Origin of the sequence: Streptomyces murinus (genome assembly GCF_002154555.1) — a bacterium.
In the GTDB taxonomy this organism is placed as follows: Bacteria; Actinomycetota; Actinomycetes; order Streptomycetales; family Streptomycetaceae; genus Streptomyces; species Streptomyces murinus.
The window spans coordinates 1-12,128 of sequence record NZ_MUNF01000224.1 but is presented as its reverse complement, the minus strand read 5'-3'; the positions used below and the strand labels follow the sequence as shown (position 1 = coordinate 12,128).

The 12,128-nt window shown below is 71.8% G+C and carries 12 protein-coding genes and 1 pseudogene; 8 read left to right on the top strand and 5 right to left on the bottom strand.

What is annotated here, in order from left to right; translation table 11 throughout:
• Window positions 1-450, bottom strand: a 450-nt coding sequence (locus CCN72_RS15390; protein WP_244174236.1) for a LysR family transcriptional regulator, incomplete at its 3' end; no start/stop codon positions are given.
• 120 nt (window positions 451-570) lie between these two features.
• On the opposite strand from CCN72_RS15390, the gene CCN72_RS15385 reads away from it, so the two are divergent.
• The 6 genes and pseudogenes from CCN72_RS15385 (at window position 571) to CCN72_RS15360 (ending at window position 6,108) form a co-directional block, all read left to right on the top strand.
• Window positions 571-1,242, top strand: coding sequence for a succinate dehydrogenase (locus CCN72_RS15385; RefSeq protein WP_085567884.1), 672 nt, complete (start codon window positions 571-573; stop codon window positions 1,240-1,242).
• Between the two features lies 1 nt (window position 1,243).
• Window positions 1,244-3,193 (top strand): fumarate reductase/succinate dehydrogenase flavoprotein subunit, encoded by a 1,950-nt coding sequence (locus CCN72_RS15380; protein WP_086808002.1) that lies wholly within the window; start codon window positions 1,244-1,246, stop codon window positions 3,191-3,193.
• Window positions 3,190-3,939: a succinate dehydrogenase/fumarate reductase iron-sulfur subunit gene (locus CCN72_RS15375; RefSeq protein WP_085567886.1), complete on the top strand. Its 750-nt coding sequence runs from the start codon at window positions 3,190-3,192 to the stop codon at window positions 3,937-3,939. Before CCN72_RS15380 ends, CCN72_RS15375 begins: the two co-directional genes overlap by 4 nt.
• Before the next feature lie 90 nt (window positions 3,940-4,029).
• Window positions 4,030-4,365 (top strand): annotated as a pseudogene (locus CCN72_RS15370) (hypothetical protein); the annotation flags it as partial.
• A gap of 157 nt (window positions 4,366-4,522) precedes the next feature.
• Window positions 4,523-5,293 (top strand): GNAT family N-acetyltransferase, encoded by a 771-nt coding sequence (locus tag CCN72_RS15365; protein WP_086808001.1) that lies wholly within the window; start codon window positions 4,523-4,525, stop codon window positions 5,291-5,293.
• Window positions 5,293-6,108 carry a lysophospholipid acyltransferase family protein gene (locus CCN72_RS15360; protein WP_085567889.1) on the top strand — a complete coding sequence of 272 codons (816 nt, stop codon included), beginning with the start codon at window positions 5,293-5,295 and terminating at the stop codon, window positions 6,106-6,108. The genes CCN72_RS15365 and CCN72_RS15360 overlap by 1 nt, the downstream gene beginning before the upstream one ends.
• 72 nt (window positions 6,109-6,180) lie before the next feature.
• Here the strand turns inward: CCN72_RS15360 and CCN72_RS15355 are convergent, their stop codons facing one another.
• The 3 genes from CCN72_RS15355 to CCN72_RS15345 all read right to left on the bottom strand — a co-directional run bounded on the left by CCN72_RS15355 (window position 6,181) and on the right by CCN72_RS15345 (window position 9,833).
• Window positions 6,181-8,514: an ATP-binding cassette domain-containing protein gene (locus CCN72_RS15355; protein WP_086808000.1), complete on the bottom strand. Its 2,334-nt coding sequence runs from the start codon at window positions 8,512-8,514 to the stop codon at window positions 6,181-6,183.
• Between the two features lie 29 nt (window positions 8,515-8,543).
• The gene (locus CCN72_RS15350) at window positions 8,544-8,738 is read right to left on the bottom strand and encodes an antitoxin (protein WP_085567891.1); all 195 of its coding nucleotides are present in this window, start codon (window positions 8,736-8,738) and stop codon (window positions 8,544-8,546) included.
• A gap of 87 nt (window positions 8,739-8,825) precedes the next feature.
• On the bottom strand, window positions 8,826-9,833 hold the full coding sequence (locus CCN72_RS15345) for an LLM class flavin-dependent oxidoreductase (RefSeq protein WP_086807999.1): 1,008 nt from the start codon (window positions 9,831-9,833) through the stop codon (window positions 8,826-8,828).
• 56 nt (window positions 9,834-9,889) lie between these two features.
• Here CCN72_RS15345 and CCN72_RS15340 point away from each other — a divergent pair, with 56 nt between their 5' ends.
• The gene (locus tag CCN72_RS15340; RefSeq protein WP_085567893.1) at window positions 9,890-10,381 is read left to right on the top strand and encodes a phosphatase domain-containing protein; all 492 of its coding nucleotides are present in this window, start codon (window positions 9,890-9,892) and stop codon (window positions 10,379-10,381) included.
• 10 nt (window positions 10,382-10,391) lie between these two features.
• Here CCN72_RS15340 and CCN72_RS15335 read toward each other — a convergent pair whose 3' ends face one another.
• The gene (locus tag CCN72_RS15335; protein WP_037656965.1) at window positions 10,392-10,607 is read right to left on the bottom strand and encodes a dodecin; all 216 of its coding nucleotides are present in this window, start codon (window positions 10,605-10,607) and stop codon (window positions 10,392-10,394) included.
• 226 nt (window positions 10,608-10,833) lie between these two features.
• On the opposite strand from CCN72_RS15335, the gene CCN72_RS15330 reads away from it, so the two are divergent.
• Window positions 10,834-12,090, top strand: coding sequence for an extracellular solute-binding protein (locus CCN72_RS15330; protein ID WP_086807998.1), 1,257 nt, complete (start codon window positions 10,834-10,836; stop codon window positions 12,088-12,090).
• The last annotated feature ends 38 nt before the right edge of the window (window positions 12,091-12,128 follow it).

The following is a 12,128-nucleotide window of genomic DNA, read 5'->3' as shown; positions in this document are numbered from 1 at the left end:
CAGCGGCAGCACGATCAGCGCGAGGTCCAGCGCGCCCCGGGCCAGCTCCCGCACCAGGTCATGGGAGCCGCCCTCCTCGATCATGAGCCGGATGCCCGGATAGCGGTCGTGGAAGGCGCGCAGCACATCCGGCAGCAGACCCGTGCACAGGCTCGGCGTCGCACCCAGCCGCACCCGGCCGCGGCGCAGCTGCACCAGCTCCTGCACCTCCTGCCGGGCGGTGTCCGCGTCGGCGAGGATCCGCCGGGCCAGCGGCAGCAGCGCCTCGCCCGCGTCGGTGAGCGTGATGTTGCCCCGCGCGCGCAGGAACAGATCCGCGCCCAGCTCCCGCTCCAGCGCCTTGATCTGCTGCGACAGCGACGGCTGGGCCACATGCACCAGCTCGGCGGCATGGGTGAAGTGCCGGGTCTCGGCGACGGCCACGAAATACTGGAGCTGCTGGAGCTGCATACAGCAACGATAGCCCCAGGCTATGGAAACGAGCCGCACCATGTCTTGGACCGATCGGGACGTTCGGCCCTAGCGTGCTGTTCCATGGCTCTGGCAACGCGGACGGACCGACGGCCGTCCATGGCGCGCACGATGTGGGACTCCTCCGTCGGCAAGAAGACGGTGATGGCCGTCAGCGGTCTGATCATGCTGCTCTACCTGGTGGTGCACATGATCGGAAACCTGAAGATCTACTTCGGGGCGGACGAGTTCAACCACTACGCCCACTGGCTGCGCACCGTCGGCGAACCCTTCATGCACTACGAGTGGACGCTCTGGATCGTCCGGGTCGTCCTCGTCGTCGCCGTGGTCGCCCACGCCACGTCCGCGTACCAGCTCAGCCGCCGCGACATCAGGGCACGGCCCAGCAAGTACGTCCACAGCAGGCCCCGGGCGAGCTACGCCACGCGCACCATGCGCTGGGGCGGGATCATCCTCGGCCTGTTCATCGTCTGGCACATCCTGGACCTGACCACCGGCACCGTGCACTCCGGCGGCTTCCAGCCCGGCCACCCGTACCAGAACGTCGTGGACACCTTCTCCACCTGGTACGGCGACGTGATCTACATCGTCGCGATGCTCGCGCTCGGCCTGCACATCCGGCACGGCTTCTGGAGCGCCGCGCAGACCCTCGGCGTCGGCAGCCGCGCCCGCGACCGCGCCCTGAAGACCACCGCGAACGTTCTCGCGCTACTGCTCACGGCCGGCTTCATCGCCGTACCCGTGGGCGTCATGACCGGAGTGGTGAGCTGACATGACCGACTACGTGAACTACTCGACCGGCGAACCCGTCGCCGACACCAAGGCCCCCGCGGGCCCGATCCACGAGCGCTGGGACACCCGCCGCTTCGAGGCCAAACTGGTCAACCCGGCCAACCGGCGCAAGCACACCGTCATCGTGGTCGGCACCGGCCTCGCCGGCGGCTCCGCGGGCGCCACCCTGGCCGAACAGGGCTACCACGTCGTCCAGTTCTGCTACCAGGACTCCCCGCGCCGCGCCCACTCCATCGCCGCGCAGGGCGGCATCAACGCGGCGAAGAACTACCGCAACGACGGCGACTCGATCCACCGGCTGTTCTACGACACCGTCAAGGGCGGCGACTTCCGGGCCCGCGAGTCCAACGTCGCCCGCCTGGCGCAGATCTCGGTGGAGATCATCGACCAGTGCGTGGCCCAGGGCGTGCCCTTCGCCCGTGAGTACGGCGGCCTGCTCGACACCCGCTCCTTCGGCGGCGTCCAGGTCTCCCGCACCTTCTACGCCCGCGGCCAGACGGGCCAGCAACTGCTCCTCGGCGCCTACCAGGCGCTGTCGCGGCAGATCGCCGCCGGGAACGTGGAGATGCATCCGCGCACCGAGATGCTGGACCTGATCGTGGTGGACGGGCGGGCGCGCGGCATCGTGGCCCGGGACCTGATCACGGGCCGTATCGACACGTACTTCGCGGACGCGGTCGTCCTCGCCTCCGGCGGCTACGGCAATGTCTTCTACCTGTCGACCAACGCCATGAACTCCAACGCGACCGCGATCTGGCGGGCGCACCGGCGCGGCGCCTACTTCGCCAACCCCTGCTTCACACAGATCCACCCGACGTGCATCCCGCGCACCGGCGACCACCAGTCCAAGCTCACCCTGATGAGCGAGTCGCTGCGCAACGACGGCCGGATCTGGGTGCCCAGGGCCAAGGGCGACGACCGCCCGCCGAACCGGATCCCCGAGGAGGAGCGCGACTACTACCTGGAGCGCATCTACCCCTCCTTCGGCAACCTGGTCCCGCGCGACATCGCCTCCCGCGCCGCGAAGAACGTCTGCGACGAGGGCAGGGGGGTCGGCCCCGGCGGCCAGGGCGTCTACCTGGACTTCGCCGACGCGATCCAGCGGATGGGCCGGAGCGCCGTGGAGGCCAAGTACGGCAACCTCTTCGACATGTACCAGCGGATCACCGACGAGGATCCGTACGAGGTGCCGATGCGGATCTACCCGGCCGTGCACTACACGATGGGCGGACTGTGGGTCGACTACGACCTCCAGACCACCGTCCCCGGCCTGTTCGCCATCGGCGAGGCCAACTTCTCCGACCACGGCGCGAACCGGCTCGGCGCCTCCGCCCTGATGCAGGGCCTGGCCGACGGCTACTTCGTGCTCCCGGCCACCATCAACGACTACCTGGCCCGCAACCCCCACCAGGACCCGGTCACCCCCGAACACCCCGCCGTACAGGAGGTGTTGGCGGAGACCGAGGACCGGCTGAATCTGCTGCTCGCCGTCGACGGCGACCGCACCCCGGACTCCTTCCACCGTGAACTCGGCGAGATCATGTGGGAGTTCTGCGGCATGGCCCGCACCGACGAGGGGCTGCGCAAGGCCCTGGAGCGCATCCCGCAGATCCGCGAGGAGTTCTGGCGGCGCATCAAGGTCCCCGGCACCGGCGAGGAGTTCAACCAGTCGCTGGAGAAGGCCAACCGCATCGTCGACTACCTCGAACTCGCCGAACTCATGTGTCTCGACGCACTGCACCGCGCCGAGTCCTGCGGCGGCCACTTCCGCGAGGAGTCCCAGACCCCGGACGGCGAAGCCGCCCGCAGGGACGAGGAGTTCGCCTACGCGGCCGCCTGGGAGTTCGCCGGTACGGGCTCCGCTCCCGTCCTGCACAAGGAAGACCTGGTCTTCGAGTACGTCCACCCCACCCAGCGGAGCTACGCATGAAGCTCACCCTGCGCGTCTGGCGGCAGCAGAACGCCGACGCCGACGGCACGATGTCCACCTACGAGGTGGACGGCATCTCGTCCGACATGTCCTTCCTGGAGATGCTGGACCTCCTCAACGAGCGGCTCATCCTCTCCGGCGAGGACCCGGTCGCCTTCGACCACGACTGCCGCGAGGGCATCTGCGGTGCCTGTTCCCTGGTGATCAACGGCGACGCGCACGGACCCGAGCGGACCACCACCTGCCAGCTGCACATGCGGTCCTTCGAGGACGGCGACACGATCGACATCGAGCCCTGGCGGGCCGCCGCGTTCCCGGTGATCAAGGACCTCGTGGTCGACCGGTCCGCGTTCGACCGGATCATCCAGGCCGGCGGCTATGTCACCGCGCCCACCGGATCCGCGCCCGAGGCGCATGCCACGGCGGTCCCGAAGGCGGACGCCGACTTCGCGTTCGAGCACGCCGAGTGCATCGGCTGCGGGGCCTGCGTGGCGGCGTGCCCCAACGGCGCGGCGATGCTGTTCACCTCGGCCAAGATCAACCATCTGAATGTGCTGCCACAGGGCGCGCCCGAGCGGGAGACCCGGGTGCTCGACATGGTGGCGCAGATGGACGAGGAGGGCTTCGGCGGCTGCACCCTGACGGGGGAGTGCGCCACCGCCTGCCCCAAGGGCATTCCGCTGATGTCCATCACCGGAATGAACCGAGAGTGGCTGCGGGCCACCCGAAAGGCGGGCAAGCGGTAACGCCGCTCGCACACACAGCCGTTCGCCGACAGGGGCGAGCGGGCGGGGCCGGGAGAGTGGTGCTCACCCGGCCCCGTCTCGTGTTTCCCGCTGATCGCCGGAGGCCGCCTCCCCGTCCGGGCCCCCTCCGCCGAGGAAGCCGCCGTCTGCCGCGACCAGCCGGGCCAGGTTCTTACCACCGGCTCCTTCAACCTGGTCACCCCCACCGGGGAATGGGTGTGGAACGAGGGCACCCCCGCGGACATCCCGGTCGTGGACGGCGCCCGGCTCCTCGTCCTTGACCCGCCGCCGTACCAGCGGAGCCGGCCCGCCGGCCGCTTCTTCCCGCACATGAGCGGCGACCTCGTCCTGGAACGCGCCCTCGCGCCCGAGGCGGCCGCACGGCTGCTCGCCGACTGCGTGGCCGAGGAGTCGCCGGGCGAGTAGCCGTCCGGCGGCCCCGGCCGTTCAGCATTCCCACATCCGCTCTCCCGGCACCCGTCACGCGCCGGCCAACCGGCGTCGGAAGAACAGGAACGGCGGGCCGTGGACCACCGGTCCGCCGCCGCTGCCGCCGAACCGGCCCCGTGACCAGGAGAGAGCCATGACCGGCGTTTCCACCCTCGACCGTCCCCCGGGGCCCTTGGCACCCGCCCGCTACACCGTCGCGCTCGCCCGCGACGAGGACGATGTGCGGGCCGCGCAGCGGCTGCGGTACGACGTCTTCGCCGGGGAGATGGGCGCCGTGCTCGCCACCCCGCGGCCGGGCCACGACATCGACGCCTTCGACGCCCACTGCGACCATCTGCTGGTCCGCGACACGGTGACCGGGCAGGTCGTCGGCACCTACCGGCTGCTGCCGCCCGAGCGGGCCGCGGCCGCCGGACGGCTGTACTCCGAGGGCGAGTTCACGATCGACGCGCTCGACGCCATCCGGCCCGGCCTGGTCGAGGTCGGCCGCTCCTGTGTGCACCCCGACCACCGCGACGGCGCGGTCATCGGCCTGATCTGGGCCGGCATAGCCCGCTACATGACCGACCGCGGCCACGAGTGGCTGGCAGGATGCTGCTCGATTCCGCTCGCCGACGGCGGCGCCCTCGCCACCGCCACCTGGGACCGGGTGCGCGCCAAGCACCTGGCGCCCGAGGAGTTCCGGGTGCGACCGCTCACGCCCTGGACCCCGAACGCCGAGGCCCCCGCCGGGCGCACCGAACTGCCCGCCCTGCTGCGCGGCTACCTCCGCCTCGGCGCCTGGGTGTGCGGGGAGCCCGCGCACGATGCGGACTTCGGGGTCGCCGACCTGTATGTGCTGCTGTCGATGCGCCGGGTCAACCCGCGCTATCTGCGGCACTTCCTCTCCCTCGTGCCGGCCTGATGAGCGTCTGGCTGCCCACCGCGCCCTGCACCCCGGACGCCTGTGTGGAGCCGGCGCCCGCCGTCGTCGCCGCACCCCGGGCCGTGCTGCGGCTGGCCGCCGTCGCCGCCTTGGTGCTGGCCGGGATCGCCCTGTCCCCGCTCGGGCGGCGGATCCCCGCCGAATGGATCGGGCGCTGGTGCCGGGCCGTCGTACGGGCCATCGGGGTACGGGCGAGCATCACCGGCGCGGTCGCGCCGGACGGCGGGCTGCTGCTGGTCGCCAACCATGTGTCCTGGCTGGACATCCCGCTGCTGACCGCCGTACGGCCGGCCAGGATGCTCGGCAAGACGGAGATACGGCGGTGGCCGGTCGCGGGCGCGCTGGCCGCCCGGGGCGGGACCCTGTTCATCGAGCGGGACCGGCTGCGGGCCCTGCCCGGCACGGTCGCGGTGATCGCCGACGCCCTGCGCACCGGGTCCGCCGTGGCCGCGTTCCCGGAGGGCAGCACCTGGTGCGGGCGCGCCCACGGCCGCTTCCACCGGGCCGTCTTCCAGGCGGCGCTGGACGCGGGCGTGCCCGTGCAGCCGGTCTGTCTGCGGTACCGGCTTAAGGACGGCGGTACGGGCACCGCCGCGGCCTTCGTCGGCGAGGACACCCTGCTCGCCTCCCTGTGGCGGGTGGCCCGCACCCGGGGACTGGTCGCCGAGGTCCAGGTGCGCCCGCTGATCCCCCCGGACACCCACCCCGACCGCCGCGCCCTCGCCACCGCGGCCCAGCCGATCACCCCCGCCCCGACCTGGACCCACGCGGCCATGGTCAACGACCGGGGATGACCAGGAGGGGATGAGCAGGGGGGATGTCCAGGAGGGGATGACCAGGCAGGGGCAGCCCCTCGGGGGCGTCCCCTACGACATCACCCGGGCCAGATACGGCGCCGTCGCGCTGCCCTCCGCCCGGGCCACCCGCTGCGGCGGCCCCGCGGCGACGATGCGGCCGCCCCGGTCGCCGCCGCCCGGGCCGAGGTCGATGACCCAGTCGGCGGCGGCGACCACCGTCATGTCGTGCTCGACCACGACGACCGTGTGCCCGTCGTCGACCAGGCCGTGCAGCCGGTCCATCAGGACCTCGACATCGGCCGGGTGCAGCCCGGTGGTCGGCTCGTCCAGCAGATACAGGGTGTGGCCGCGGCGACCGCGCTGAAGCTCGCTGGCCAGCTTGATCCGCTGCGCCTCGCCGCCGGACAGCTCGGTCGCGGGCTGGCCGAGGCTCAGATAGCCGAGGCCCACGTCGAGCAGGGTGCCGAGGCTGCGAGCGGCGGCCGGGACGTCCGTGAAGAACTCCGCCGCCGCCTCCACCGTGAGGTCCAGCACCTCGGCGATGCTCCGCCCCCGGTACGTCACCTGGAGCGTGTCGGGGTTGTAGCGGGCGCCGCCGCAGTCCGGGCAGGGCGCGTACGTGCTCGGCAGGAACAGCAGCTCGACGCTGACGAACCCCTCGCCCTGGCAGGTCTCACAGCGGCCCCCGGCGACATTGAAGGAGAACCGCCCGACCCCGTACCCGCGCGCCCGCGCCTCGTCCGTCGCCGCGAACACCTTCCGCACCACGTCGAACAGCCCGGTGTACGTGGCCAGATTGGAGCGCGGGGTACGGCCGATCGGCTTCTGGTCGACCCGTACCAGCCGGTCGACGCCCTCCAGCTCCTGCGTCAACTCCCCGATCAGCGTGGACTTCCCGGATCCGGAGACCCCGGTGACGGCGGTGAACGCGCCCAGCGGGAACGCGGCCGTCACCTCGCGCAGGTTGTGCCGGGTCACCGGGCCGACCTTCAACCAGCCGCGCGGCTCCCGCACTTCACGCGGCGGTCCCGGTGCCTCGTCGAAGAGGAACGCGGCCGTCGCCGACTCCTCGACCGAGGCCAGTTCGGCGGGCGGCCCGCTGTACAGCACCCGCCCGCCGTGCTCGCCCGCGCCGGGCCCCACGTCCACCAGCCAGTCCGCGCCGCGTACCACCTCCAGATGGTGCTCCACGACGAACACCGAGTTCCCCGCCGCCTTCAGCCGGGCCAGCACGGTGAGCAGTGCCTCGGTGTCCGCCGGGTGCAGTCCCGCGGACGGCTCGTCCAGCACGTACACCACACCGAACAGTCCGGACCGCAACTGGGTGGCCAGCCGCAGCCGTTGCAGCTCGCCCGCCGAGAGGGTGGGCGTGGAGCGGTCCAGGCTCAGATAGCCGAGGCCGAGTTCGACCACCGGCGCGATCCGTGACTTCAGGTCCTCGGTGAGGACACGCGCCGTCTCCGACTCGCCGTCCAGCAGCCGGGCGAGGGACGTCAGGGGCAGCGACGCCAGCTCGGCGATGGTGCGGCCGCCGACGGTCACCGCCATCGCCTCGGGCCGCAGCCGGCTGCCCCCGCACCCCGCACAGGGCGCGCTGGTCAAAAAGCGCTCCGCCTTGGTGCGCAGGGTCGGCGACTTGGTGTCGGCGAACGTCTTGAGCACATACCGGCGGGCGCTCATGTACGTGCCCTGGTACGGACGTTGGATGCGCTCCGCGTCCCGCACCGGATGCACCGTGACGACCGGCTGCTCGTCCGTGAACAGGATCCAGTGCCGCTGCTCGGCGGGCAGTTCACGCCAGGGGACGTCCACGTCGTAGCCGAGCGCGTCCAGGATGTCCCGCAGGTTCTTGCCCTGCCAGGCACCCGGCCACGCGGCGATCGCGCCCTCACGCACCGACAGCGAGTCATCCGGCACCAGCAACTCCTCGCTGGTGTCGTGCACCTGCCCCAGACCGTGGCACCGGGGGCAGGCGCCCGCCGCCGTGTTCGGCGAGAACGCGTCGGAATCCAGGCGCTCCGCGCCCGGCGGGTACTCCCCGGCCCGCGAGAACAGCATGCGCAGGGAGTTGGAGAGATTGGTGACCGTGCCCACCGAGGAGCGCGAGGTGGGGGCCGCCCGGCGCTGCTGGAGCGAGACCGCGGGCGGCAGCCCGGTGATCTCACCGACCTTGGGCGCGCCGACCTGGTGGATCAGCCGGCGGGCGTACGGCGCGACCGACTCGAAGTAACGGCGCTGGGCCTCGGCGTAGATGGTGCCGAACGCCAGGGACGACTTCCCCGAGCCGGACACCCCGGTGAACACGGCCAGTACGTCACGCGGGACATCCACGTCGACGCCCCGGAGATTGTGCTCACGGGCGCCGCGCACGCGGACGTAGGGATCATGGGGGCTGTGGTGCATGGAAGACACACCCTATCCGCCCCCGCACGCTAGGTTCGCGGAGGGTTGCCCGGGTCCTGCCGGGTGCCGAACTCGTCCCGCGCCTTGTCCTGAGCGGTGTCGACCTGCTTCTGGTACTTGTCGCCGGTGCGCTGGTCGATGTAGTCGCCGCCCTTGTCGATGCCCTTGTCGGCCTGACTTTCGTGGCCCTTGATCATGCCCTTGAGCTTGTCCATGAAGGACATGGCGGTCCTCCTCCTCGGCGTACGTCCTTGCCCTCCCAGGGTCACCGGCGCGGGCCCGCCTCGCATCTCGGGGCGCCGCCCCCGGGGTCAGGGAGCGGGAGCGAAGAGCGCGGCCAGTGCCCGGTAGGAGTCCAGCAGCGCCGTACGGTCGTAGCCGCTGGTGGTGACCAGGACCTCCGCCGCGCCGGTCTCCTTCAGCACCCCCTCCAGCTCGTGCGCGACCTGGTCCGGCGTGCCCGCGAGCTGCCCGGCGAGCTGGGCGTCGTACGCCGCCCGCTCCCGCGCGGTCAGCGAGCGGGCCTCGGTCTCCTCGGCCGGGGCGAGCGGTGGAAAGGTGCCGTGCGTGCGGGCGTACGCCATCGACCACGCCTCCGGGACCAGCAGCCGTCGCGCCGCCTCCTCGGTGCCGGCGACCGCGACCGTCCCGGAGATCACCACATACGGCTCGGCCGCCCAGGGGGAGGGGCGGAACGCGGCGCGGTAGCGCTCGACACCGCGCAGCAGCCGCTCCCGGCCACGCAGATCCCCGATGACCAGGGGCAGTCCGGCCCGCGCCGCGATCTCCGCGCCCTCGCCGAGGGCCAGCACGAACGGCGGCACCCGCAGACCGTCCGCGGGCCGGGCGCGCACTCCCGTAGGGGACGCCCCGGAGAACCAGCCGAGCAGCTCGTCGAGCTGGGCCCCGAAGTCCTCGGCGTCCTCCTTGTCCCGGCCGAGCGCCCGGCGCACCCCGTCCGTGAAGCCCACCGAACGCCCGAGACCCATGTCGATCCGCCCCGGGAACAGCGACTCCAGCACCCCGAACTGCTCGGCGACGACCAGCGGCCGGTGGTTGGGCAGCATCACCCCGCCGGTGCCCACCCGGATCGTCCGGGTGGCGGCGGCCACTGCGGCGGCCAGCACGGTCGGCGCGGAACCGGCGACTCCGGGCACACCGTGGTGCTCGGACACCCAGAACCGGTGGTAGCCGAGCGCCTCCGCCTGCCGCGCCAGCGCCACGGTGTCCCGCAGCGCCTCGGCGGGCGGGTGCCCCTGCCGGATGCGCGAACGGTCGAGGACGGAGAACCGGGTCCGGGCGATCACTGAACTGCTCACGTACGGTTCAACGCGCTGACCGCCCGCGGATTCCCGCAGGTGGCTAAGGTCTTGGTGTGAGCGACAACAGCGCACGGCCGATCGCCGTGTTCGACCTCGACAACACCCTGGCGGACACCGCCCACCGGCAGCACTTCCTCCAGCGGCGGCCCAAGGACTGGGACGGGTTCTTCGGTGCCGCGCCCGCGGATCCGCCGCTCGCCGAGGGCGTCGAGCTGGCCCGGCGCAGCGCGCGGGACTGCGAGGTCGTCTATCTGACCGGCCGTCCGGAGCGGTACCGGCGCGACACCCTGGACTGGCTCGCCGCGCATGAACTGCCCGCGGGAGACCTGTACATGCGGGGCGACGCGGACCGCAGGCCCGCCCGGTTCACCAAGCTGGCGACCCTGCGCCGGCTCGCCCGGAGCCGGGAGGTGCGCTTCCTCGTGGACGACGACGCAGTGGTGTGCGACGACGCCGAACGCGCCGGATTCACCGTGGTGCGGGCCCGCTGGGCCGAGGACTCCGCCGCGCTGCGCGAGGCCCAGGAGAAGGAGGGCCGTACCTGAGGCGGGAGGGTCAGTCGCCGTCCTCGATGCGGAAGCCCACCTTCAGGCCCACCTGGTAGTGCTCGATCCGCCCGTCCTCGATCTGGCCGCGGACCTGCGTCACCTCGAACCAGTCCAGGTTGCGCAGCGTCTGGCCGGCGCGGGTGATGCCGTTGCGGATGGCCTGGTCGAGGCCCTCGTGCGAGGTGCCGACGATCTCGGTGACCCGGTAGGTGTGGTCCGTCATCGGGGGCTCCTTGGGCCGGGGACACGTCGTACTCCACGGTGCCGCATCCCGGCCCGCTCCGCACGGCGTGGCGACCGTGACCTCGCGTAATCACCGATACCCCTTGACCTCGGCATTGGTCCATACCAAAATCCAGCCACACCCGTACGAGCCTGTGCGCTCGTCCCCCCACGTCGGGTCTTCACCCCTGTGCGCATGCGCCATGCCAGACAGAACAGGACCCCCCGTGAGACGTCGTCTGCTCGCCCTCGGCTGTGTCACCGGCTGCCTCGTCAGCGGCTGCGGGATGCTCCCCGGCACCCATCAGCGCGAGACCGTCACCGTGTGGCTGATGAAAGACAGCGCCTCGGCGGACTTCCTCGACCGCTTCACCAAGGACTTTGAGCACACCCATCCGGACCTGCGCCTGGACATCCGCGTCCAGGACTGGACCGGCATCGTGGCGAAGGTCCGCAAGGCGCTCGCGCAGACCTCCGGCGACGCCCCCGACGTGATCGAGGTCGGCAACACCCAGGTGCCGCTGTACGCCGACGGCGGCCGACTCGCCGACCTGACCCTGGAGTCGATGCGCGACTGGGGCAAGGACAAGTGGCTGCCCGGCCTCGCCGAACCCGGCAAGGACGGCAGCTCCCAGTACGGCATCCCCTGGTACGCCGCCAACCGCGTCGTCATCTACCGCAAGGACCTGTTCGCGCAGGCCGGCATCGCCCGGCCGCCGCGCACCCGCGCCGAATGGCTCGCCGACACCGAGAAGCTCGACTCCGGCCCGAACCAGGGGATCTACCTCGCCGGACAGGACTGGTACACACTCTCCGGTTTCATCTGGGACGAGGGCGGCGACCTCGCCCGCAAGGTCGGCGACTACCAGTGGAAGGGCGCCCTGGACACCCCTGCCGCGATGCGCGGCATGGACTTCTACCGGCAGCTCCAGTCGCTGGGCGACGGACCCAAGGGCGCCGACGAGGAACACCCGCCCCAGGCCGGGGTGTTCGCCGGCGGCAAGGTGGCGCAGATCGTCGCCGTACCGGGACTCGCCCAGGCGATCGTCAAGCAGAACCCGCAACTCAAGGGAAAACTGGGCTACTTCCCGGTGCCCGGACCGAACGCGTCCCGGCCCGGCGCGGTGTTCACCGGCGGTTCCGACCTCGTCGTCCCGCAGAACACCAAGGACCAGTTCGCGGCGACCGCCGTGGTCGGAGCGCTCACCGGCGCCAAATGGGACACCGAACTCGCCCGCACCATGAACTACGTGCCCAACAAGACCACATTGGCCACCGCCGTCTCAGGCGAGGAAGGGGTCGCCGCCATGGCCGCGGGCGCGGCACACGGCAGGGCGACCCCCAACACCCCTCAGTGGGCGGACGTCGAGGCCGACAACCCGATCAAGCAGTACATGACCCGGGTGCTGAACGGGTCCGACCCGGCGACGGAGGCCCGCCGGGCGTCACAGAAGATCACCGAGGAACTCACCCCGAACCTCTGATCCGCTCACCCTGCCCTGCCCTGCCTCGCTCGCCGGGC